The sequence below is a fragment of the Parvimonas pharyngis genome (assembly GCF_046569675.1).
Classification (GTDB): Bacteria; Bacillota; Clostridia; order Tissierellales; family Peptoniphilaceae; genus Parvimonas.
The window spans coordinates 208,689-233,822 of the sequence record NZ_JBKICJ010000002.1 but is presented as its reverse complement, the minus strand read 5'-3'; the positions used below and the strand labels follow the sequence as shown (position 1 = coordinate 233,822).

Genomic DNA, 25,134 nt, shown 5'->3' with positions numbered 1-25,134 from the left:
GTTTGTTATTTCCTTTTTTTGTGTATGACAAAATGACTTAATAGGAGGAATTGTATGAAAGAATTTAGAAATTTAGTTAGCAGTGAAGATTTTTCATGTGAAGAATTACTTGAACTTATGGAGATAGGCTCTGATATTTATAATAATCCAGAGAAATATTCAGAAAAATGTAGAGGAAAAATTTTAGCATCATTGTTCTTTGAACCTTCAACAAGAACAAGATTAAGTTTTGAAGCAGCTATGCTTAGACTTGGTGGAAGTTGTATAACTGTTCCAGATCCAAAAGTTTCTTCTGCAACTAAGGGAGAAAGCTTACAAGATACTATAAAAACAGTTGGCTGTTATTCAGATATTATAGCTATGCGTCATCCTCATGAAGGTTCTGCAGAGCTTGCTAAAGAAGTTACACTTGTTCCTTTTATTAATGCAGGAGATGGTGGACATCAACATCCAACTCAAACTCTTACAGATTTACTTACAATTTCACAAACAAAGAAAACTTTGGAAAACATGACTATCGGTCTTTGTGGAGACTTAAAGTTCGGAAGAACTGTTCACTCACTTGTTAAGACTCTTTCAAAATTTAAGGGTAATAAATTCATCTTTATTTCACCTGTTGAACTTGTAATTCCAGAATACATAAAGATGTATCTAAATGACCATAATATAGAATTTATTGAAGTTAGAACAATTGAAGAAGTTATGGATAAACTTGATATTTTATATATGACAAGAGTTCAAAGAGAAAGATTTTTCAATGAGGCTGATTATGTAAGACTTAAAGATACTTACATTTTAGACAATAAGAAGATGAAAACAGCAAAGGATGATATGATAATTCTTCACCCATTGCCAAGAGTAAATGAAATTGCTACAGAAGTTGATACAGACCCTAGAGCAAAATATTTCAATCAAGTTAAATTCGGTATGATAATAAGAATGGCATTAATCTTAAAACTATTGGAGGTAAAATAATGTTAAATATTAATAGTATTTCAAATGGTATAGTAATAGATCATATTAAACCTGGTCTTGGATATGAAATTTTTAAACTTCTAGAATTAGATAAGGCAGATTATAGAGTTGCTCTTATAATGAATGTTGACTCTAAGAAAAATGGGAAAAAAGATATGATAAAGATTGAAAATGTTATAAATATTGACTTAGCAATTTTAGGTTTAATAGATAAAGATTTAACTGTAAATATTATAGAAAATGAAAAAATTAAAGAAAAAGTTTCAATGGTTTTACCAGAAAAGGTAGAAGGTTTTATTAAATGTAAAAACCCACGTTGTATAACTTGCCATGAAAGTGTTCAAAATAAATTTATATTGTTAAACAGAGAAAAGGGAATATACAGATGTAATTATTGCGACAATTTATATTCTTGTGGAGGTCGTAGTGAAAAAAATAGTTAAAAATGCAGTCTTAGTGGATAAAGATACAAATAAAGTTGGAGAGATAAAAATTGAAGACGGAAAGATTGTAGAGATTGGTGAAAATTTAAATTTTGATGATAGCTATGAAGTTATAGATGCAAAGGGAAAGACTGTTATGCCAGCATTTGTAGATTTACATGTGCATTTTAGAGATCCTGGTTTTACTTATAAGGAAGATTTAAAGACTGGCTCACTTTCTGCTCTAAGAGGTGGATATACAACTGTAAATACAATGGCAAATACAAAACCAATTTGCAGTAATCTAGAAACTTATAATGACATAATGAATAGAGCGAAGGAATTAAATTTAGTTGATATAAATCAAATTGTTGCAGTAACAGAAAATTTTGATGGACAAAATTTAGTTGACTATTCAAAATTTGAAAATGCAAAATTTCTATCTGATGATGGTAAAGGTGTTCTTTCTGAAACAACAATGTATAGAGCGATTTTAGAGGCAAAAAAATATGATAAAATCATAATGATACATGCAGAAAGCGAACTTTCTCCAATTGATTACAGAATAGCTGAAGATTTAATGACTTTAAGAGATGTTTATCTTGCAAAGAGGTTAGACGGTAGAATTCATATGTGCCATGTTAGTACAATTGATTCTTTGGATGCGGTAAGACGTGGAAAGAAAGAGGGAGTAAAGGTTACTTGCGAAATAACTCCACATCATATTGCTCTTTGGGATAATTCATACAGAGTTAATCCTCCAATAAGAGAAAAGGCTGATGTTGAAGCTCTAATAGAAGGAATTTTAGATGGAACAGTAGATGCAATTGCGACAGATCATGCTCCACATACTGCAGAGGATAAGGTAAATGGAAGTCCTGGACTTGTTGGTCTTGAAACTGCATTTGCAATCTGTAATACAAAATTAGTTAAAGAAAGAAATATCGACATAAGAACATTATCAAAAGTGATGTCCTACGGTGGAGCTAATTTAATGGGAATTAAAAAAGGTCTTTTAAAAGAAGGATATTTAGCTGATTTAGTTATAGTTGATACAGACAAAAAAATTGTTGTAGATGCAAGTAAATTTGCATCAAAAGGTAGAAACACACCTTTTGATAAAGTAGAGCTTTACGGAGAAGTACTTATGACAATTAAAGAAGGAGTAATAAAATATAAAGGAGAATTTTAATGATAGTAGATAGATTATATGAAGCAGTAAAAGAAAAAGGATTTGTTTGTGTTGGACTTGATAGCCATTTAGATTATATTCCAAATTATATTAAAGAAAAACATGAAAAACTTTCAGATGTAATCTTTGAATACAATAAGACAATAATTGATGCGACAAGTGATATTGTAGCAATTTACAAACCACAAATTGCATATTATGAAGCAAATGGTCTTGAAGGTCTTATCGCTTATCAAAGAACTCTAAGATATATTAAAGAAAAGGGACTTTTAAGTATCGGAGATGTTAAGAGAGGAGATATTGCAAGTACTGCAAAGGAATATGCAAAGGCTCATTTCAAGGGAGAATTTGAAGCGGATTTTATAACTCTTAACCCATATATGGGAATGGACAGTATCACTCCTTATTTAGATTATTTAAAAACTGGAGAAAAGGGAGTTTTCGTTTTACTTAGAACTTCAAACGAAGGAGCTAAGGATATTGAATGTCTTGACTACAATGGAGAAGCTCTTTACTTCAAAGTTGGAGATGAACTTAAAAAATTTGCTGATGAATTAACTTCTGAATGTGGATATTCTCCTTTGGGATTTGTTGTTGGAGCAACTCATAGTGAAGAAGCTAAGAAAATCAGAGAAAGATATAAAAATATTTTCTTCTTATTACCAGGATATGGTGCACAAGGTGCAAAAGCAGAAGATATCAGAACTTACTTAAATGACTTTAATGGTGGAGTTGTAAACTCTTCAAGAGGTATTATTAAATACTATCAAAAATTTGAAGATGGCGAAGAAAGATTTGCGCATTATACAAGAGAAGCTGTTTTAAATATGAGGAGGGATATTTATGGAGAATAAATCATACGAAAAAGTTGAAATAATTTTAAATGAAAAAATAGCTGATGGCATCTACAAAATGGATGTTAAGGGAGAATTTAAAGCTAGAGTTGGACAATTTTATATGGTTAAATGCTTTGAGGACGGGAACATGCTTCCCCGTCCAATCAGTATTTGCGATATAGAAGATAATAAATTAACTTTTCTTTATGCAGTTGTTGGAAAAGGAACAAAGATTATGTCCGAAAAGAAAGTTGGAGATAGTATTGAAATTTTAGGACCACTTGGTAACGGATTTCCGATTGATGAATATAAGGGTAAAAAAGTTGCTCTTGTTGCAGGAGGAATCGGAATTGCACCAATGCTATATCTAGCAAAGAAATTAGAAGCGGAAGTTGATCTATATGCAGGTTTTAGAGATGAAGCATATTTTACAGAAGATTTTAAAGAATTCACAAAAAATACATATATTGCAACTAATAGTGGAAGAGTTGGACATAAAGGTTTTATAACTGAAATCTTAAAGGATGATTATGATGTAATTTATTGTTGTGGACCTAATCCTATGATGAATTCTGTTAAAAATTTAGGCTTTGATATACCTGTTTATGTATCTTTAGAGAGTAGAATGGGTTGTGGAATCGGGGCTTGTCTAGCTTGTAGTTGTAAAACTAAAAATGGAATGCAAAGAATTTGTAAAGAAGGACCGATATTTGAAGTTAAGGAGGTGGATTTTTAATGTTAGAAGTAGATATTTGTGGAGTTAAATTTAAAAATCCAGTTATAGGAGCATCAGGAACTTTTGGTTTCGGTAGAGAATATGCTGAATATATCGACTTAAACAGAATAGGTGGTATTTCTACAAAAGGACTTACTTTTGCAGGAAAAGATGGAAACACTGGAATCAGAATTTATGAAACTCCAGCAGGAATAATGAATAGTATAGGATTACAAAATCCGTCAGTACCAACTTTTATAAAAGAAGATTTACCTTTTATGGAAAGTTATGATACACAGATTTTAGCAAATATTGGAGGTTCACAACTTGAAGATTATTTAAAATCTGTAGAACTTATCAATAAAACAAATATAAAAATAATTGAATTAAATATTTCATGTCCAAATGTTAAATCAGGTGGAATGGCTTTTGGTATAAAATGTGATATAGCTGAGGGAATAGTAAGAAAAGTAAGAGAAAATACGGATAAAGTTCTTATGGTTAAACTATCTCCAAATGCTGAAAATATAAAAGAAATGGCAAAAACTTGTGTTGAAGCTGGGGCTGATTGTCTTTCACTTGTAAACACATTTAATGCTTTGGCAATAGATATTTACAAGAGAAAAGCTGTTTTTGACAATGTAACAGCAGGACTTTCAGGAGCTTGTATTAAGCCGATAGCGCTTAGAATGGTAAGAGATGTTGCTTCAGTAGTAGATGTTCCGATTATTGGAATGGGTGGAATTATGAATTGGCAAGATGCTATTGAATTTATAATGGCGGGCTCAACTGCAATTCAAGTTGGAACAGCAAACTTTATCAATCCAAGAGCTATGATTGATATAATCGAAGGAATGGAACAATTCTGTAAAGAACAAAATATAAAGAATTTACAAGAAATTAGAGGAATTGTTTAGGAGGATATCATGGAAGAAAGAGTATTAGAATTATTAAAAGAAAGTGAAGCATTATTAGAAGGACATTTCTTATTATCATCAGGAAAACACAGCGATAAATACGTTCAATGTGCAAAACTTTTGATGTATCCAGAAAAAGCTGAAGAAGTTTGCAAAGTAATCAAGAAAAAAATTGAAGATGCAAATGTTAAAGTTGACGCAGTTGTTGGACCTGCAATGGGTGGAATTGTAATTGCTTATGAATTAGGAAGAGCTTTAGGAGTAAGAGCAATGTTCACAGAAAGAGAAAATGATTTAATGACTTTAAGAAGAGGATTTTTCATTAACGAAGGAGAAAATGTACTTGTTGTTGAAGATGTTGTTACAACAGGAAAATCTTCATTAGAAACAATCAAAGTTTTAAAAGAACATGGAGCAAATGTTGTTGGAATTGCTTCAATAGTTGATAGAACAAACGGAAAATCAGGAATTGAATATCCACTTTTCCCAGCAATTGCATTAAATGTACAAGCATTTGAAAAAGATGATTGTCCAATTTGTAAAGAAGGAAAAATAGAACTTGTAAAACCAGGAAGTAGAAAAAAATTCTAGTAAAATTATAAGAAAAAAAGCGTACTTTTATAGAAAAAATTATAAAAAGTACGCTTTTTTATTTAGTATTTTATAAATATTTACTTTAGCATAATTTTTGAATGCAGAACTGTTATGAAATATACGACAACAAGCATTGCAAATTTAATTATTTATTTAAATATTTACATAGCGTAATTGACCTTACAGTCTAAAAGTGGTATTATTAAGTTAACAATTAATAGTTGTTTTTTATTTATTTATTTTTTAAATAGTTATTAGTTTAGGAGGCTTCTAATAACTACTTATTAATATATTATTAGTGTTTTTAAGTTAAAACATTGATAAGAATATTCTATTAGGAGGAGCACAATGAAAAAGAGGATTTATTGTTTTATTTTGAGTGCCCTTATGGTGTTGAGCGTTGTTTTTCCTTCCTTCAAAGTTTCAGCTGAAGGCGGAAGAAATATTTCACCAAATGTAACTATAACAGATTTTAAAGTTACAACTGGTAATGGACAAGAATTTAACAGAGCAACACGTTGGGAAAAATTTACACTTAAAATAGAATGGGATGCGAAAAATCAAAGTACATTGAACAAAGGCGATTACTTTGAAGTTGAACTGCCAGAGAATTTTAGATTTTTAAAAGATTCTTCAGCAGTTAATTTTAATGTTTACGGTTTAGACGGAACAACTGTTTTTGGAAAAGGAACACTTAATCTTAAAAATATAGGCGGTGGAACTTTAAGGATCGTTTTAAACGAAAAAGTTGAAAATCTATACAATGTTAAAGGGACAGTTTCCCTAGAATCAGTATTTTTCCAAGATAAAATACAAATTGGACAAGATAATAAGTTTAAAATTGAAATGAACGGAAAATCAGTTGAAAAAACTATTCATATTGACAATCCTAAACCACTTAATGAAGTTTTAGGCAAATGGCCAAGTTTATTAAACGGAAAAAGTGATGTAGTAGATTGGAGTGTACGTTTTAATGTTAATAAAAAGAACTTTAAAAATGTTGTAATTGAAGATCAACTAACAATTACTGATGGTAATTTTGATGGACTACATTACATTAAAGAAAGTTTTAAACTTCAAAAAGCAGAAATTGACGAATTTGGAGATGTTAAAAGGTATATTTCAGAAGAGAATGTTGGAGATAGAATTGAATTATCTGAAAATGGTACTAAGTTTAAACTTGTACTTGGTGATATAGATAATGCAGAACAATATATGCTAAGATATCAATCAACTTATAAATCAGGCATTGTACTAAAAAATAAAGTTAAGATGACATCACAAACTGAAACTTATCAATCAGTTGTTAAATATGGACATGCAATTTCAAGTGCAACTATAGATGGAGATTTACTTGGAAAAATCAAAATTTTTAAAGTTGATGAAGAAGATAATCAATTATTATTAAAAGGCGCAAAATTCAAAATTACTAATAAAGAAAACAATCAATCTTTTGAATTAGTTACAAACGAAAATGGAGAAGTTGTTTCAAGCAAATTAGTTCATGGAAAATATGAAATTAAAGAAATAGAAGCTCCAGAAGGTTGGATAAAGAATGATGAAGCTCTTGAAGTTGAAGTTAAAGATGATGTAGCAGTTATAAAGACTATTACTAATAAGAGAGAAAAAACTGAAGTTAAAGTTAATAAAACTTGGGTTGGAGAAAAGGCTTCAAATGTTGTTGTTAAGTTATTAGCTAATGGTGTAAAAGTTGACGAAGTTACTTTAAATGATGCAAATAATTGGGAACATAAATTTACAAACTTAAATAAGTTTGAAAATGATGGAAAAACTGAAGTAAAATATACAGTTGAAGAAGAACAAATCAACGGATATATTTCAGAAGTAACAGAAAATGCTAAAAATGATTTTACTATTACAAATAAAAAGATTGAATCTGAAAAAGTAAATGTTTCAGTTGAAAAGAAATGGGTTGGAAAAGCCTTAAAAGAAATTGAAGTAAAACTTTTAGCAAACGGAAATGAAGTAGAAAGTGTTAAGTTAAATGATGCAAATTCATGGAAACATACTTTCAATAACTTACCAAAAGTTGATGAAAACAACAAAGAAATTGTATATACAGTAAAAGAAGTACAAGTTCCTGGATATGATACAACAATAGAAGGAAATGCAAAAGACGGTTTTGTAATTACAAATAAAGAAAAGCCTTCAAAACCAAAATTGCCAAAAACTTCAGTAGGAACTAATGCGATAGCTTATATGGCATTAGCTGCAATTAGCAGTGGACTTTTAGTGATTTCAAAAAAGAAAAATAATAGATAAATAAAATAAAAAGAGAGCATAAGCTCTCTTTTTTAATTATATAAATTCTATATGTATCTACGATACATTTACTTTTGCTAAAGCAAAAGTATGAGATCTCTCGACTACGCTCGAGATGACGTATAAGGAAAGAACGTAGTTTTGTAGCTAGACGTTAAAAGTAAATAAACTTACAAAAAATAATAAATAGTTTTATAAAATAAAATAGTTCACGTCATAGCACTTTGCAAAGAGATACCCCCAACACGTCATTTCGACTGTAGCGTTAGCGAAATGGAGAAATCTCAATTATTGTTTGTTTACAAACAATAATATTTCTGAAAGAAATAAAAATTTCTATGTATCTACGATACATTCACTTTTGCTAAAGCAAAAGTATGAGATCTTTCGACTTCGTTACACTTCGCTCAAGATGACGTATATAGAAATAACCTTCGTTTAATAGCTAGACGTTAAGAGTAAATAAGCTTACGAAAAATAATAAATAGTTTTATAAAACAAAATAATTCACGTCATAGCACTTTGCAAAGAGATACCCCCAACACGTCATTTCGACTGTAGCGTTAGCGAAATGGAGAAATCTCAATTATTGTTTGTTTACAAACAATAATATTTCTGAAAGAAATAAAAAAAGCATACTTATTTTTATTAAGTATGCTTTTAAATTACTTAAATTTTCTAAAATTTACCAATATCTTCTCTGTAGAAGAAAGAATCACTTCTTAGTTTTTCAACATCTGCATAGGCAAGTTCCCTTGCTTTTTCAAAATCTTCAGCCATTGCAGTTACGATTAGATTTCTTCCACCTTTAGCATATATTTCATTATTCTTTTCTTCAACACCCATAAAGTAAACTTCACTTTTAACAGGAACAAGATTTATTTTATCTTGGCATTTTTCTTTTGAAGGATATCCTTTAGATGCAAGAACTACACCAATACAAACATCATCAGTCCATTTGATTTCAGGTTCTCTATCTTCCATTACATCAAGAATATTTTGAACGAAGTCGGATTCTAAACGTGGTAATAGAACTTCAGCTTCAGGATCTCCAAGTCTTGCATTAAAACTTAGAACTTTGATTCCGTCTTTTGTTACTATTATTTCTCCATATAAAAATCCTTCAAAACCATAACCGTCTTCATACATAGATTTAGCCATTGGCTTTAAGATTTTTTCAACAACTTGTTCGATTTCGTTATCAGTAATTTTTGCAACAGGACTACAAGCTCCCATACCACCAGTATGTTCAGCTTCATCAGTATCTGAAGTTCTCTTATAGTCTTTAACTATTTGTAATGGATAAACTTTACTATTTTTTACAAGCGCAAAAATAGAAAACTCTTTTCCTATAATATATTCTTCAACTAAAATTTTTGAATTTTCATTTTCGTCAAAAATTTCATTTACGATATCTGTTGCCATTTTATTGCTCCTTGCAATAAAGATTCCCATATTCTTTGGAATTGAGTCTATTTTTATTGTTACTGGAAACTTTTCAATACCAGAAACAAATTTTAATGCTAGTTCTCTATCAGTAAATACAACATATTCTGTTGTAGGAATTTTTAATTTTTCCATAAGTTGTTTAGTAAAATATCTACTTGATTCAATTCTTGTTGCAGATTTTGTAGGTCCAAAAAGACGTAAATCATGTTTATTGAATTCATCTTTTATTCCAAGAGCCAAAACATCAGCTGGTCCAACTAATGTTAAATCAATCTTTTCTTTTAATGCAAAGTCTGTAATTTGCTCAATATCATACATATCAATATCTACTCTTGTTGCACCTTTCATCATACAATTTCCGGGTAAAACGTAGATTTTATCAACTAACTTACTTTTTTTACAGGCCTCTAACATTGCATGTTCACGGCCACCTTTACCAATGATTAATATTTTCATAAAATCACCTCTTTATCTATTATTTTATCTATAATTTTAAAATTCATTTAAGCTAATTTCTATATAATATTTACAATTTAAATTCATTAAATTATAAATATTATATCATATTCTCTTTTTGATTAATTTTTGATGTAAATATGATGAAATTAATATAATTTAATGAAATTAAATTATATTAATTATATCGTGTTCTCTTTTTGATGTTTTTAATGTAAACACGATGAAATATTTACAATTTAATTTCATTAAATTATAAATATTATATCATATTCTCTTTTTGATTAATTTCTAATGTAAATATGATGAAATTAATATAATTTAATTTCATTAAATTATATTAATTATAACATTGATAAAAATTTTTTTCAACTTTAATTTTATAAAGCAGAAATAATATTTTTTTCTTTAATTTACTAATTTAGATTTTTCAATAAAAGGGTATAATAGCTTTATGTTAAAAAATATATATTAAAAGGAGGGCAGGGATGTTACAACTTAAAAATATTAGTAAAAGTTATAAAACTGGTGATTTAATTCAAAAAGCATTAGATGATGTCTCCCTTAATTTTAGGGATAATGAATTTGTATCAATCCTTGGACCCAGTGGTAGTGGAAAATCTACTCTACTAAATATTGTAGGTGGATTGGATAAATATGAACAAGGTGATCTTTTAATTGATGGAATATCCACTAAAAAATATAAAGACGAAGATTGGGATAGCTACAGAAATCATACAATTGGTTTTGTATTTCAAAGTTATAATTTAATTTCTCATCAGACTATTTTAGCCAATGTAGAATTGGCTTTAACTATTTCTGGAATATCTAAAGATGAAAGAGAAAAAAGAGCAATTGATGTTTTGGATAAGGTAGGATTAAAGGATCAGATACATAAAAAACCTAATCAATTATCCGGTGGGCAGATGCAAAGAGTAGCAATTGCTAGAGCGCTTGTAAATAATCCGAGCATTGTACTTGCTGATGAACCAACAGGAGCTCTTGATTCAGAGACAAGTGTTCAAGTTATGGAATTACTTAAAGAAGTAGCTAAGGATAGACTTGTAATAATGGTGACTCACAATCCAAAACTTGCGAATGAATATTCAACTAGAATTGTTGAGTTAAAGGATGGAAAAATTATTTCGGATAGCAATCCATTTCTTTTAGAGGATGATAATAATGGAATTCATAAAAATTTTGGAAAATCCTCAATGTCATATCTTACAAGCATTGCTTTAAGTTTTAATAATTTAAAAACCAAATTTAAAAGAACTCTTATGGTTGCAGTAGCAGGTTCAATTGGAATAATAGGGATAGCTTTGATTTTAGGACTTTCTAATGGGGTTAGTCAATTTATTAAGGATACAGAAGAGAAAACTATGATTTCTTATCCAATAGAAATTGATAGCAGTAGTTTTTCCATTGGAAAAGCATTTGAAAATACGGGAGACGAAAGGACTGATGGAGATATTTCCGAAGTGCAAACTATTCAAAAGATGCTATCGGCAATTAATAAAAACGACTTAGCTTCTTTAAAAGAATATTTTGAAAATGGCGGAAAGGCTGTTTATGATTATTCAAAAACTATTGAATATAAATATGATATAACACCTATAATCTACACTTTAAACAAAGATAAATATGTCAAAGTTAATCCAAATGAGTCATTAAATAATATTCGTGTTCCATCTGGTGGTTTTGCGTTTTCAAGAAGTTCGGTAAAGACTTTTTATAAATTACCGAAGAATGAAGATTTATATAAGGATAAATATACTTTAAAATATGGAAATTGGCCACAAAATGAAAATGAAGCAATAGTAATTACAAATTCAAAGGGTTCTCTATCGGATTTTATTTTCTATTCTTTGGGACTTAGAGACAATGAAGAGCTTTCAAAAATGGTAAAAAGTTTGACAAATAGAGAAAAAAACGAAGTTGAAATTGAAAATAGATCTTGGAAATATGAAGATATTGTTGGTAGAGAACTTAAAGTTTTAAGTAATTCACAACTGTATTCATACGATTCTCAAAATAATATATATATTGAAAATTCAACAGATAGTGAATTTGTTGAAAATCTTTTGAAAAATAAGGCAAAGAATTTAAAAATTGTTGGGATAGCTACACCTAATAGCGATGAAAGCTCCCTAATTTTAACAACTGGTATTTGGTATACTGACGATTTAGAAACGAGTTTAAGAAATATCTCAAAAGAAAGTGAAGTTGTAAAGGCTCAAAAAGAAAAGCCAAAAACAAATATTTTAACAAATACTCCTTTTGGAGAAAAAATTAAGCAAAATTTAGATTTTTCAAAGCTGTTTTCAATAGACCAGAAAAAAATATTTGATGCTTTTAAAATAGATAACTCAAAGATGAATTTTAATGCAAATTCAATGACAAATATTGATTTTTCAAAATATTTAAGCAGTGTTGCAGATAGTGAATACATGAAAAATTTAGATATAAAACTTGATTCTGATAAAATGATTAGCTTGATAGGAGATGTTTTAAAAGGATATTTTAATTATTCTTCTAAAGATCCAACAACTAATTATTCTCAGTTATCAAATTCGATTTACGAGTATATGAAAACAGAATCTGTAAAAAATATTTTATCTGAATTTTTTTCAAAGATAATTGCTAAGAGTAATAGGAATTTAATTACAAGTGAGAAAATAACGGATATAATGAAATCAATTATGTCTGGATATCCTGATTTTGCAAGAAGAAATAATTACAATGATCCTAATAAATTTAATGAATATTTACTTGCATATTTTCAATCATCAGAAGCTAAGTCAAAAGTTTCTGCTGAAACTACAAAATTATTAAAATCATTAGGGGAGAATTTTAAACCAGATAGTAAAGATTTAACTGAATTATCAAATTCTTTATCAAATGGTTATATAAAATATGCAAAAGATAATAATAAGCCCGATCCATCTAAAATTAAAGAGTCGTTTAATTCGTATTTATCAACGACAGAAGCAAAAAGTATGATTTCATCAGGAGTAAAAGACTTATTAAATAGCAGTTTATCTTCTAATAATTCTGGCTCCTCACAAAATTTTGTAGATGGTCTAATGAAAAATATTTCATCAGCTGTTGCTAATGGTATTAAAGACATGCTAACAGGATCTATGAAAAATTTACAAAATGCAATATCAATTGACCCAAGCAAATTTAGTAGCGCTTTTTCTATGAACTTAAATGAAGATGAAATAAAATCTCTAATTAGCGCAATGACTAATAGTAATGAAAGTTCTTACGAAAACAATATGAAATTATTCGGATTTGTAGAGGATAATGATATAAGTAAAATTAGCATATATCCTAAAGATTTTGAAGCAAAACAGTCTATAATAAAATTACTTGACGATTATAATGAAATGAGAAAGAAGAATTCTGAGGAAGATAAAATGATAACTTATACAGATTTAGTTGGAACAATACTATCTTCTGTAACTACAATAATAAATGTAATAAGTTATGTATTAATCGCATTTGTATCCATTTCTTTGATAGTTTCTTCAATAATGATTGGTGTTATAACCTATATCAGTGTACTCGAAAGAAAGAAAGAAATTGGTATATTAAGGTCAATAGGAGCTTCAAAGAGAAATATATCTCAAGTATTTAATGCAGAAACTGGAATAATCGGGTTATTTGCAGGACTTCTTGGAATTGGAATAACATATATATTATTGATACCAATAAATATTATAATAAGAAAAGTTTCTGAAATGCCAAATATAACGGCTTATCTATCAATTCCACAAGCTATAGTCTTAATCTTAATCAGCATGATTTTAACTTTACTTGGTGGATTTATTCCTGCTAAGAGTGCTGCAAAGCAAAATCCAGTCGAAGCATTAAGAACAGAATAGAATTTTAAAACTAAGAAGTTTCACTTCTTAGTTTTTTTATGCGCTTTTTAACTTTTATAAAATAATTCCATAGATTTTAGAAAATTCGACTTTATGTATAAAAATTTTTTTCTTTAAAAATTTACAAAAAATTAATAAAATTATTTTAAAAAATTTTTTGAAAGAGTAATTCTTTAAAAAAGCGAATGACAACGATATTTTTAGTGTCAAACAAAAGATATATCCGAATAAAAGTTTTTTAGCAGTAAAAAAGTTATTACTATTCCTACTTTAATATTATAATAGTATTTGAATTATTAATTCCACTAAAAGCTTTGAAAATATTAAATTTTTCTATATTAGGTGTTGTCAAGTTTAAAAAATTGATGTATAATACAGTTGGATAGTAAAAACTTTACCCGATTATTTTGAAAGGAGAATGAATATGAAAAGGATTTTAATGACAGGAGCACTTGGACAAATTGGTACTGAATTGGCTCTTTATTTAGGAGATATATACGGAAGAGAAAATATATTAGCTACTGACTGTTCAGATGCAAACAAAGCAGCTATCGAAGATATTCGTTTTGAAACATTAGATGTTACTGATCCAAAGAGAATGTTTGAATTAGCTAAAGAATTTAAAGCTGATACAATTGTAAACTTAGCAGCAATACTTTCTGCTAGAGGAGAAAGTATGCCACAATTAACTTGGAAGGTTAATGTTGACGGAGTTGTTAATACATTAGAAGTTGCAAGAGAATTAAATGCACAAGTATTTGTACCTTCATCAATCGCAGCATTTGGAGTTGGAACTCCACTTGACAATACACCGCAAGTTACTATTCAAAGACCTAACACAATGTATGGAGTAACAAAAGTTTCAGGAGAACTTTTATGTGATTACTATTATAATAAATTTGGCGTAGATGTAAGAGGAGTTCGTTACCCAGGAATTATTTCTTATAAAACATTACCAGGAGCAGGAACTACTGACTATGCAGTTCATATTTATTATGAAGCAATTAAAAATAAAGCTTACACTTCTTATATAGGACAAGGAACTCAAATGGATATGCTTTATATGCCTGATGCACTTAAAGCTGTTGTAGATTTAATGGAAGCTGATCCTTCTAAACTTAAAGACAGAAATGCTTTCAATATTACTGCAATGAGTTTAACACCAGAAATTTTAGAAGAAAGTATTAAAAAATATATTCCTGAATTTAAATTAAGCTATGATGTAGATCCAATTAGACAAGCTATAGCTGAAAGTTGGCCAAACTCATTAGATGACTCTGCTGCAAGAGAACAATGGGGATGGAAACCAAGCTTTGATTTAGATAAGATGACAGTTGATATGTTAGAAAATTTAAAGAAAAAATTGAAATAGTTATAGATAGGAGATAAAGATATGAGCATTCATGATTTAGAATTTTTAAAAGAAAAAGTTAATAAGTTAAAAGAAGATGGAGTTTATCGTACATTACCTGTATTAAACGGAAGAAATTCATCAACTATTACTCTTGATGGAAAAGAAATGGTAAACTTATCAGCAAACAACTACTTAGGACTTGCTAATAATCCTGTTTTAAAGAAAAAAGCTCAAGAAGCTATTGAAAAATATGGAGTTGGTGCTGGTGCAGTAAGAACTATCATAGGAAATATGGATTTACATGAAGAATTAGAAAAGAAATTAGCTACTTTCAAAAAATCTCCAAGAGCATTCATTTTCCAATCAGGTTATGATTGTAATATAGGAACTATTCAAGCAATTACTGAAAAAGGCGACTTAATCATTTCTGACGAATTAAACCACGCTTCAATTATTGATGGTATAAGAATGACTAAAGCTGATAAAGCAGTTTTCAAACACAGTGATATGGAAGACCTTGAAAGAGTTTTAAAAGAAGCTCAAGGTAAATATAAAACAATCTTAATCATTACTGACGGTGTTTTCTCAATGGATGGAGACCTTGCAAAATTACCTGAAATTGTAGAATTAGCTGAAAAATATAATGCATTAACTTATGTTGATGACGCTCATGGTTCAGGAGTTATGGGTAGTCATGGTAGAGGAACAGTAGATCATTTTGGATTACATGATAAAGTTGACTTTGTAATTGGAACTCTTTCAAAAGCTATCGGAGTTAAAGGTGGATATGTTGCTTGTAACGAAGTTGCTTACGAATGGTTAAACCACAGAGCAAGACCAGTTCTATTTAGTACAACATTATCTCCTGGAGATACTGCAGCTTGTATCGCATCAGTTGAAACTTTAATTGAAACAGATGAATTACAAAAGAAACTTTGGGATAATGCAAAATACTTCAAAGAACAATTAGGAAAATTAGGATTTAACACTGGTCATTCAGAAACTCCAATTACTCCTGTAATTATCGGAGAAGAAGCAAAGACTATGGAATTTTCTAAGAAATTAAGAGAATACGGAGTATTTGGTTCAGCAATAGTATTCCCAACTGTACCAAGAGGAACAGGAAGAATTCGTTGTATGATTTCTGCAGCTCATACTAAAGAAGAATTAGATAAAGCTGTAAAAGCATTCGAATTAGCTGGAAAAGATATGGGAATTATCTAGTTGAATAATCATTTTTCATAATATTATCAAAAATTTTTAAAGAGGAGAAAAATTCGACTCTATGTCAAATAACGTTGGTGATAATTTAAATCAACAAAATCTATTAAATTATGCGGCAACATCCATAGCAAACGGATAACTATGGATGTTGCCCTTTTGTATTTTATACCTTTCCATTAGCATTATCCTTGCTTTAAAATTCCTAAAACTCCTATATCCGTAGGATACTCTTTTAATTTCCTTTTTCTAATATTTTTAAATTTAGTCTTCCCGGTAAGAATCAATGTATTGATGTTTTATTTTATGTAATACGGGTAATAAACAATTGTAAATATAATACAGGTAATAAACAATTGTACAAAATTAACCATAAAAATTGATATTTTGCGTAATTGTTTATCATTTAGATATTTATATTAAGTGTTATACGCATTGGTATAACACACTTCATCAAGGACAAGTACCTATAGGTGAAGAAGATTTGAATTTTATAAAGTAAGAATTTAGGAGGATTTAAAGAATGAAGAAAGTTTTAATAGCATCGGTCACACTAGCATGTACCCTAAGCTCTCCGCAAAATGTTTTACTCGCGGATGAAGCCATCAGCCCACCAACTTCGGCAAACACTAGCATCAGTACCCCTGCTACAAATAATACAGGGGAAACTACAAATGGAGGCAGCGAAAATGAACTTGCTGGTAAGGAAAATAAACCAGAAAGTAAGTCAGTTGAAAACTATGATGATGCCTGTACAGACACAGTTACCACAACTAAAGAGGAAAATAGTGTCAACCTAAAGGCAAAGATGGAAGCAAGTGACGGAACAGAAAGTGAATTAAACAAGGAAAAGACAAAGAGCCCTTACAACAAGGCCCATGACCATACAAATCCTGACTACGAGAAGTTCTATGGAGCTGGTGATATGGAGTTTAACTACTGGACTAACAAGACAGCTAATCAGGAAAATATCAGGGTTAACTTTGCCACTGATTATAAGATAGATGATGCCAAGCTAGAGGTTGGTCTTCCATATGGGGATTTAAATACACTTATAACTAATGGTAAGCTTAAGATATCTAATGCAAGTAAGTGGTTAACAGAAAGATATTATAGAAATGAATCGGGCTATGATACAATAGACCCTAACGTAATACCAGACTATGTAATAGATGCTAATAAGATAATCTTTAATCTTGGTAAGCTAGAAGCAAGGACTGCAGGGAGCCTACAGTTCCACAGGACGTTTGATACAAATGAAGAATTCAACAATGCCATAAAGGATACTAAGGCCACTGCTGAAATGAAGGGAAAATGGAACTTTGATAATCTAGTCCTACCTGGAAACAGCACAACTTACAAATATAAGATCAACGAAACTAAGGAAAATACAATAGACGAAAAGGACTATAAGTCACGTCAGAATGTCTTCTACAACGAGGATGGTACTCCAACTAAGAATGGATACGTAGTTGGTGAAGATATTAGTATCGTAAAGCAGGGCAAAGACGGAGCTTGTGATATCATAACAGTTGAAAAGAAAATAAATGACAAGGTAAATCTAAATGCATCTGCAAAAATAGATACTCGCCTAAAAGATTATTCAAACAATGGATATACAGAAAAAATTATAAATGAAAATAACCACAGTATCACTACTGAAACTGAAAAGAAGGCCGCTGAAAAGCTATCAGGACCAGGTAACCTTGAAGTTCAACACTGGCAAGATGGACCAAATGAAAGCACAAAGCAGCAGCATTGGAGATTCGTATTTGCGACTGACTATGCTATCAAGAATGGTAAAATCACTGTAAAGCTACCTTACGAATTAAAGGATAACTTTACAATAGAGGATACAACTGATTGGCTTGTAAATAGGTACTATCCAGCAGTAACTGGTAAGAAGTTCTATTCAGACCTAAATGTAGTAAACAAGGATACGTACAAGTCAAAGATTCAGATAAATGGAGACAACCTAACGATTGATATTGGAGACATTCCAGCTAGAACTGCCCTTTCATTTACAGTTCATAAAAAGTTTGCTACTCCTCAGGACTTTAGCAAGGATATAAAGGAAGCAAGCATTAATGTTTCAGGTAACTGGAGATTAGACGAAAAGTATATCAAGCTACCAACTACTAAGATTTCTCATGATATAAAGTGTGGTACTTGTGAACTTCCAAATACTCCTGTTCCAAACAAGCCAGAGGAACCTAAAAATCCAGTGCCAAGTAAGCCAGTACCAAACAAGTATGTACCTAGCAAACCACAGGATACTTACAAGATAACTAAGGTTTCTGAAAATAGCTTACCAGACACAAACTCAAGCATTTGGTCATTAGGGGCAGGTGGGGTTTTATCGTTAGCTCTAGGCTTTGTTCTATCACGTAAGAAAAAACAGGATAAATAATGAGATCAAAAATAAGTAAAATACTAATGATTCTAGGCTTAGCAGTCATTATCTATGTAGGGGTTAACCTATATAAGATGGAGGTTACTCAAAATCATTACTTGAAGCTTGCCAAAACTAAAATAGAAAAGGAAAGCAAGGCTCAAGCTAAAGAAAAAAATAATGACAAGGCAGACAGTGAAGATGTTAAGGAAGAAGTAAAGGTTGGAGATGTTATTGGAATACTCAATATACCAAGACTAGATAGGGAAATACCTATCATTGAAGGAACAGATTCTGATAGCCTAGACAAGGGTGTAGGTCACCTATCTAGTTCTTATATGCCTAGAGAAAATAACATGATATTCTTGGCAGGTCATAGGAATACAGTATTTACGAATTTCAATAAGATACAAAAGGGTGATAGCTTTTATTTTAAAAACTCAAAAGGCAACTACAAGTATACAGTCAAGAATATTAAGATAGTGCCTAGGGATGATAAGAGCATCATCAAAAATTATGACGAGGAGGTTTTAATAGTCTGCACCTGCTATCCTTTTGGATACCTAGGAGATGCACCGTACAGGATTATTTTTTATGCCTACCCTAGCCAAGACTAAACTTGTCATATTTAACTAAATAGCAAAATAAAACCACCAGCCTAACTGGTGGTTCTTTATTCCTACAATAAGGGCTATGCTTAAAGCATAGCCCTAGTTTGTTACTTATAAAAATCAGCCTTTATAGCGGTCAACCTCTTTGGATAAAAGTCCACCTACTACTAGGTTTGTATTTTCCCTGATAAGCTTAGCATTAAAGCTTGATATATTCCTATTATTGAGCAAAACTATCTTGTTGCTACCATTTAATAGGTTGACCGCTGAAAGGGCATCAGCATAATTACCTCCATAGGTCAATATATTCTGGTTGAGATCAGATAGTTTGGCATTTATCCTTTCATTTGTTTCATACCTTGATTGACCCGAAATCCTCTCTACTCGTATATTCTATCCCCTTAATATTTTCTTTTTCGTTACCTAAAATTACTAAATATTATACAACCAAAAATTCTTCTTTTTTTTTAAGTTCATTTAAGTTTCAGATTATATAATATAGTCAGTAAAAGGGATAATGTATTCGAGAATTATTTATATATCACTAAATTTCAATGAAAAGTAGATGTTTTAAAAATTAAAAAATTTTTTTAAAAAAGTTTTTTTCTTTAAGTTTGTTTTAAGGTTAATGTTTTATAATATAACCAAGATAATAAAAAATTTTAAAAATGAGGTGATAATATGAATGATAATAGAAATAATTTCAATGAAAATGAAAATATTCAAAACGAAATAAATGAAACACAAAAACTTTTTACTGAAGAAGAAATAAATGACATAGTTGATGAAGACTATTTAGGAAACACAGAAACAAATAATAAAAATTTTGAAGCTTATGTTGATAGACTTGTTCAAAAAGAATTTGAAAAGAGAAAGAAGCAAGGTAGAGTAAAATCACTTGCAAAATATGTATTAGCTATTATTCTAGCTAGTTCAATAAGTATTGGTGGAACAGGTTTATACCTAAATAGTAATAAATCTGAAAAGTCAAGTCTTAATCAGTCTCCGACTGATAAGAATGCAAATAAAACCACTGTAAATAATTCCGGAAGTACAACAGTAGAAAAAGCAGTTGCAGAAAAAGCAATGAGTTCCGTAGTTGGAATTACAACTGTTGGAGTTTCTGAAGATATGTTTTCTAATCAAAAACAAACAAGTGGACTTGGTTCTGGGGTAATCGTGAGTTCAGAAGGATATATTTTAACGAATAATCACGTTGTTGACCCTTCCAAAACAACATCCGTAACAGTAATTTTAAGTGACGGTACAAAAAAAGAAGCTAAGGTATTATGGAGTGATAAGACTTTAGACTTAGCAGTTATTAAAATAGATCCGAAAGGACTTGATTTAAAAGCTGTTGAATTTGGAGATAGTTCACAAGTTTCAATTGGTGATAAAGCAATAGCAATCGGTAATCCGCTTGGTATAAATTTAAAATCAACTTTAACATCTGGATATATTTCAGGAAAAGATAGAGTAATTACATTACAAGACGGTTCTACAATGGAAGGTTTATTCCAAACAGATGCCGCAATAAATCCAGGAAATAGTGGTGGTGGATTATTCAATGATCAAGGTCAACTTATCGGAATAAATACAGCAAAAGCTGGTAACAGTGATGGAATCGGATTTTCAATACCTATAAACCTTGCAAAACCTATTTTAGAACAAATTATTCAAAATGGTAAGTTTGAAAGTGTTGTTTTAGGAGTTCAAGGAATAGATGTTACAAAATATAATGTTTTAGGACAAGAAAAACTACCAGTTGACTCAGGAGTTTATGTTCATGAAGTGTTATCCGGTTCACCTGCTGACAAAGCAGGATTACAATCAAAAGATATTATTACAAAAGTTGGTGACTCAAAGGTTACATCAAATTCTACTTTAAAAACAGCTTTATTGAATTACAAAATAGGAGATAAAGTAAAGATTGAAGTTTATAGAGATGGGAAATCTACAACATTAGAAGTTACTTTCACAGAATTTAACTTAAATAATGTTGAAAAAAAGACTAACAGTTATAACCGTAACAGAAACAATCGTAATGATATAAATAACGATAATAACGGTAATGACGAAGATTAAATAGCATACTAGTAGAGATTTTTTTATAAATCCTCCGTAAAAATAAATAAATGCGAAAAAAGTTATGAAAATATTTTCATAACTTTTTTTGTTATATAAATTTTTTAAGCATTTAGTTAATTTTTTTAATAAATTTTGTGTAAAAGTATTTTGAAATAGTATTTATTTTTTACTTAATCATTATTTTTTAATTTAATATTTGAAGAAAACTTTACTAAAAAAACAATTTATGACATTTTTATTCATTACTTGTGAAAAAATTTAACTTATTTTTAAAAAAGACGAAATACTTTATTTTTACTATTGAATATTAAAGTGATATACTAATGATAAGGTTTTTTGCAAAAAAACTGTACATATTATTATTTACATAGGAGAAATTTGAAATGGCAAGATTTAAATTACCTAGAGATTTATATCATGGTAAAGGTTCCATTGAAGAATTAAAAATTTAAAAGGAAAACATGCTTTTGTTGCAGTAGGCGGAAGTGCGATGAAACGTTTTGGTTTCTTGGATAAAATAGTTAATAACTTAAAAGAGGCCAAAATGGAAGTAGAAGTATTTGAAGGTATTGAACCTGACCCAATCGTAATAACTGTAATGAGAGGTGCAGAGGCTATGAAAAGCTTTGAGCCTGATTGGATTGTTGCGGTAGGGGGAGGCTCTCCAATAGATGCTGCAAAGGCAATGTGGGCATTTTATGAATATTCAGAAGTTACTTTTGAAGAATTATGTATTCCTTTCAACTTCCCAACATTAAGAACAAAAGCTTTATTCTGTGCTATCCCATCTACATCAGGAACTGCAACAGAAGTTACTGCTTTCTCAGTTATTACTTACTATGATAAAGGAATTAAATATCCTTTAGCTGACTTTAATATCACTCCTGACATTGCAATCGTAGATTCAGATTTAGCAGAAACAATGCCAAAGAAATTAGTTGCACATACAGGAATGGACGCTATGACTCATGCTATTGAGGCTTATGTATCAACTCTTCATTGCGATTATACAGACGGACTTGCTCTTCATGCAATCAAAATGATTAGAGAAAACTTAATTAATTCATTCAACGGATATGGACGCAAGAGCAAAAATGCATAATGCACAATGTCTTGCATGAATGGCATTTTCAAATGCTTTATTAGGAATCGTTCACTCATTGGCTCATAAAACAGGTGCAGCTTATAGTGGTGGACATATTGTTCATGGTTGTGCAAATGAAATGTATCTTCCAAAAGTAATTAAATTTAACGCAAAAGAAAAATCAGCAGAAGTAAGATATGCAGAAATTGCAAAATTCTTAAGACTTGAAGGAGCAAATGATACTGAAAGCACACAAAACTTAATTAACGAATTATTAAGAATGAAAAAAGAATTAGAAATTCCAACTTGTATTAAAGAATATTAAGGTGGAATCATTGACGAAAAAGAATTCAATGAAAAACTTCCAAAAGTTGCAGAACTTGCAGTAGGAGATGCTTGTACTGGTTCAAACCCAAGAGCAATTACACCTGCTGAAATGGAAAAATTATTAACTTGTTGTTTCTATGATAGAGAAGTAGATTTCTAATAATGGTTTAAAATTCAAAAAGACGAGGGTTTCCTCGTCTTTTTTGCTATTGTTTTAATTTTTATTGTAAGATGGATTTTTAGGACTATGCATTTTTTTCTTTGCAAGGTCTAATTGCCTTAAATCCTTTTGTGAGAAATTGTCTAAAACTTTTTTGCAGATATCTTTTGATTTTTCTAAATCTTCAGGTAAATAACCACTTAACTTATGAAAATTAAAAAGTGGAAAAAAAAGTTCTTTTGGTTTATTGTAACTCTTTAAATAATACAAAATTTCATCTGTTCCTGTTGTATAGAAAGAATAAAAATAGGCATCATCAAGATTTATATTATTAAAAAAAGTATTCATCTCAACGACTCTATCATAAGTCATCGCCCTTTTATATTTTTTTGTTTTTTCTAAGTACCAAAGTTCAGTTCCGGGAATTACCATAAGACCTGTAAAAGTTATAATTTTAGGTTTTATCATATTTAAATATTTTGCATTGGTAAGTCCTGAAAATTCTCCCATACCTTCGCCTAAAAGACCCGGAATTAACATTATATTTATATCGATATTGGCTTGTTTGACTTTTTCAATTTGTTCAAGACAAGTTTTTAAATCATAACCTTTATTGGCAAGTTTAAATCCCTCATCAGAAATATTTTCAAGCCCTATGTAAATATCTGTTAGACCATGTGATTTTAAAGATTTTAATTCTTCCAAAGTCTTTTTTCTTATATTATGTATAGTTGCGAACATTGTAAAAGTTTCTACCGTTGGAATATATTCTCTAACAGTATTGAAAACCCACATTAATTCATCGTAAGTTAAATTTAAAGGGTCGCCGTTTGTTAAGTAAATTCTATTAATATCATCTTTTTTAGAAAGTTCTTTTATATCTTCCAATATTTCGTCTTTATCACACATTGAGTAAGACATTTTTCCGTATAGGCTACAAAAACTACATTTATTGTAAGAACAGCCATGTGTTACTTGAAGGGCGGGATTTCTTGCCTCAGGAGCTAATCTATAATTTTGGTCATCGTAGTGCATAAATACCTCCTTTAAATTCTAAAAATCTGTAATATATTTACCCAAAAGAAACAAATAAATAACAGAATAATATGGTATTTAGCTAATTCGTAAATTTATTCACAATTTTTGTGGATAAGTTAATAAAATTGTGGAAAAATATATTTTTTAAAGTGTATAAAATATAAATTTATCCACAGAAATTTAAAAAAATGCTTTAAAAATCAATATTTTTTTATTATGTTAACAAAATTATGATAAAGTGGTATCATAAACGCAAATGCAATTTATTCCTATTAATAATAGGGTTTAGGAGGGTTTATGAAAAAAAGAACGATAGCTATGTTGTTACTTAGTGCTTTAGTTTTAAGTGCTTGTGGTAGCAAAAAAGAAGTTAAAGAAAAAGAAAAAGAAAAGATAGATGGGAGTCTTTTTGAAGAAAATGATTCAAAAAGGCGTAAGTATAAGGGATATACTGTTGAGGAAGTATATATTAATGGAAAAAAAGTTAAAATAGATGTCCAATCTTATGGCGACTATTATCATATTATTTATAATGGAAAGAAATATAGCTTAGATAAAGAAAAATATGAAGAGCTTTTTAAAAAAGATAATAAAATTGTTCTTGAAAGTGAAAATATGGAAAAGAGTTTAAAAGATATTTCTCCTGATGAAATTATTTCATATTATAAGCATGGCGACCATTCTCATACTTATGCAGGAACTCAAAGCGTTAATCCGACAAAGGTTAAGTTTAAGTTTGATAATTCAGAAATAATCGGCTTTGATGAAACAGGATACTTTATTAATCATAAAGTTGCTACTTTGTCAGACGGTTCAGAATATTTCAATATTTATCATATTGACGGTTTCCCAAAAGGAGCGTTTGAACTTCCTAATTCTATTAGTGAAAAATTAAAAGTTTCAGAAGAAATTGTATCAAAATTAGTTAAGCATAGAATTTCAGAAGTGGAAAATTTAATCAAGTCTAAAGAAAATCAAACTGAATTATTGAAGAAATCAAAAAAATGGAAAATACAAATGAAAAATTAAAAAAAATAAATGAGTTTGAAAAGAAAGTTTCCGTTGAAAAAGAAATTAAAAAAGATAATAAAAATGCTGAGTTTGAAAAATATAAAAAGTTATATGAATAG

Annotated in this window: 21 protein-coding genes; 18 read left to right on the top strand and 3 right to left on the bottom strand. The window is 29.6% G+C overall.

Annotated features, from left to right (window positions below):
- The first annotated feature begins 54 nt into the window (after window positions 1-54).
- From pyrB to ACLGL0_RS03425, 8 genes are all read left to right on the top strand, one after another.
- Window positions 55-975, top strand: coding sequence for an aspartate carbamoyltransferase (gene pyrB / locus ACLGL0_RS03460; protein ID WP_314557987.1), 921 nt, complete (start codon window positions 55-57; stop codon window positions 973-975).
- On the top strand, window positions 975-1,418 hold the full coding sequence (locus ACLGL0_RS03455; protein WP_411013641.1) for an aspartate carbamoyltransferase regulatory subunit: 444 nt from the start codon (window positions 975-977) through the stop codon (window positions 1,416-1,418). Before pyrB ends, ACLGL0_RS03455 begins: the two co-directional genes overlap by 1 nt.
- On the top strand, window positions 1,402-2,589 hold the full coding sequence (locus ACLGL0_RS03450; RefSeq protein WP_411013640.1) for a dihydroorotase: 1,188 nt from the start codon (window positions 1,402-1,404) through the stop codon (window positions 2,587-2,589). The genes ACLGL0_RS03455 and ACLGL0_RS03450 overlap by 17 nt, the downstream gene beginning before the upstream one ends.
- Entirely contained in the window at window positions 2,589-3,443 is an 855-nt protein-coding gene (pyrF, locus tag ACLGL0_RS03445) for an orotidine-5'-phosphate decarboxylase (protein ID WP_411013639.1), read from the top strand. The genes ACLGL0_RS03450 and pyrF overlap by 1 nt, the downstream gene beginning before the upstream one ends.
- Window positions 3,433-4,161 (top strand): dihydroorotate dehydrogenase electron transfer subunit, encoded by a 729-nt coding sequence (locus ACLGL0_RS03440; RefSeq protein ID WP_411013638.1) that lies wholly within the window; start codon window positions 3,433-3,435, stop codon window positions 4,159-4,161. The genes pyrF and ACLGL0_RS03440 overlap by 11 nt, the downstream gene beginning before the upstream one ends.
- A complete protein-coding gene (locus ACLGL0_RS03435) occupies window positions 4,161-5,057 on the top strand; it encodes a dihydroorotate dehydrogenase (protein ID WP_411013637.1) in 897 nt (298 codons plus the stop codon). Before ACLGL0_RS03440 ends, ACLGL0_RS03435 begins: the two co-directional genes overlap by 1 nt.
- A 9-nt stretch (window positions 5,058-5,066) precedes the next feature.
- Window positions 5,067-5,648, top strand: coding sequence for an orotate phosphoribosyltransferase (pyrE, locus tag ACLGL0_RS03430; RefSeq protein ID WP_233055950.1), 582 nt, complete (start codon window positions 5,067-5,069; stop codon window positions 5,646-5,648).
- Window positions 5,649-5,999: 351 nt separating this feature from the next.
- Window positions 6,000-7,934 carry a Cna B-type domain-containing protein gene (locus ACLGL0_RS03425; protein ID WP_411013636.1) on the top strand — a complete coding sequence of 645 codons (1,935 nt, stop codon included), beginning with the start codon at window positions 6,000-6,002 and terminating at the stop codon, window positions 7,932-7,934.
- Between the two features lie 678 nt (window positions 7,935-8,612).
- Here ACLGL0_RS03425 and purD read toward each other — a convergent pair.
- Window positions 8,613-9,839: a phosphoribosylamine--glycine ligase gene (gene purD, locus ACLGL0_RS03420; RefSeq protein WP_411013635.1), complete on the bottom strand. Its 1,227-nt coding sequence runs from the start codon at window positions 9,837-9,839 to the stop codon at window positions 8,613-8,615.
- Window positions 9,840-10,327: 488 nt separating this feature from the next.
- Here purD and ACLGL0_RS03415 point away from each other — a divergent pair, with 488 nt between their 5' ends.
- From ACLGL0_RS03415 to ACLGL0_RS03395, 5 genes are all read left to right on the top strand, one after another.
- Window positions 10,328-13,729, top strand: a complete 3,402-nt coding sequence (locus tag ACLGL0_RS03415; protein ID WP_411013634.1) for an ABC transporter ATP-binding protein/permease — start codon at window positions 10,328-10,330, stop codon at window positions 13,727-13,729.
- A 424-nt stretch (window positions 13,730-14,153) separates the two neighbouring features.
- Window positions 14,154-15,101 carry an NAD-dependent epimerase/dehydratase family protein gene (locus tag ACLGL0_RS03410; protein WP_233055954.1) on the top strand — a complete coding sequence of 316 codons (948 nt, stop codon included), beginning with the start codon at window positions 14,154-14,156 and terminating at the stop codon, window positions 15,099-15,101.
- A gap of 21 nt (window positions 15,102-15,122) precedes the next feature.
- Window positions 15,123-16,307: a glycine C-acetyltransferase gene (locus tag ACLGL0_RS03405; protein ID WP_314559129.1), complete on the top strand. Its 1,185-nt coding sequence runs from the start codon at window positions 15,123-15,125 to the stop codon at window positions 16,305-16,307.
- A 520-nt stretch (window positions 16,308-16,827) separates the two neighbouring features.
- Window positions 16,828-18,714 carry an LPXTG cell wall anchor domain-containing protein gene (locus tag ACLGL0_RS03400; protein WP_411013633.1) on the top strand — a complete coding sequence of 629 codons (1,887 nt, stop codon included), beginning with the start codon at window positions 16,828-16,830 and terminating at the stop codon, window positions 18,712-18,714.
- Window positions 18,714-19,313: a class D sortase gene (locus ACLGL0_RS03395; RefSeq protein WP_411013632.1), complete on the top strand. Its 600-nt coding sequence runs from the start codon at window positions 18,714-18,716 to the stop codon at window positions 19,311-19,313. The genes ACLGL0_RS03400 and ACLGL0_RS03395 overlap by 1 nt, the downstream gene beginning before the upstream one ends.
- Window positions 19,314-19,427: 114 nt before the next feature.
- Here ACLGL0_RS03395 and ACLGL0_RS03390 read toward each other — a convergent pair whose 3' ends face one another.
- On the bottom strand, window positions 19,428-19,682 hold the full coding sequence (locus tag ACLGL0_RS03390; RefSeq protein WP_411013708.1) for a cell wall-binding repeat-containing protein: 255 nt from the start codon (window positions 19,680-19,682) through the stop codon (window positions 19,428-19,430).
- Window positions 19,683-19,988: 306 nt separating this feature from the next.
- Between ACLGL0_RS03390 and ACLGL0_RS03385 the strand changes: the two genes are divergently transcribed.
- The 3 genes from ACLGL0_RS03385 to ACLGL0_RS03375 all read left to right on the top strand — a co-directional run bounded on the left by ACLGL0_RS03385 (window position 19,989) and on the right by ACLGL0_RS03375 (window position 22,804).
- Window positions 19,989-21,392, top strand: a complete 1,404-nt coding sequence (locus tag ACLGL0_RS03385; RefSeq protein ID WP_411013631.1) for a S1C family serine protease — start codon at window positions 19,989-19,991, stop codon at window positions 21,390-21,392.
- Window positions 21,393-21,885: 493 nt separating this feature from the next.
- The gene (locus ACLGL0_RS03380) at window positions 21,886-22,497 is read left to right on the top strand and encodes an iron-containing alcohol dehydrogenase (protein ID WP_411013630.1); all 612 of its coding nucleotides are present in this window, start codon (window positions 21,886-21,888) and stop codon (window positions 22,495-22,497) included.
- Window positions 22,498-22,516: 19 nt separating this feature from the next.
- Window positions 22,517-22,804, top strand: a complete 288-nt coding sequence (locus tag ACLGL0_RS03375; RefSeq protein WP_314559140.1) for a dehydroquinate synthase/iron-containing alcohol dehydrogenase family protein — start codon at window positions 22,517-22,519, stop codon at window positions 22,802-22,804.
- Between the two features lie 216 nt (window positions 22,805-23,020).
- Here the strand turns inward: ACLGL0_RS03375 and ACLGL0_RS03370 are convergent, their stop codons facing one another.
- Entirely contained in the window at window positions 23,021-24,001 is a 981-nt protein-coding gene (locus tag ACLGL0_RS03370) for a radical SAM protein (RefSeq protein ID WP_411013629.1), read from the bottom strand.
- A gap of 300 nt (window positions 24,002-24,301) precedes the next feature.
- Here ACLGL0_RS03370 and ACLGL0_RS03365 point away from each other — a divergent pair, with 300 nt between their 5' ends.
- On the top strand, window positions 24,302-25,033 hold the full coding sequence (locus ACLGL0_RS03365) for a hypothetical protein (protein ID WP_411013628.1): 732 nt from the start codon (window positions 24,302-24,304) through the stop codon (window positions 25,031-25,033).
- Window positions 25,009-25,134 carry a hypothetical protein gene (locus ACLGL0_RS03360; protein WP_411013627.1) on the top strand — a complete coding sequence of 42 codons (126 nt, stop codon included), beginning with the start codon at window positions 25,009-25,011 and terminating at the stop codon, window positions 25,132-25,134. Before ACLGL0_RS03365 ends, ACLGL0_RS03360 begins: the two co-directional genes overlap by 25 nt.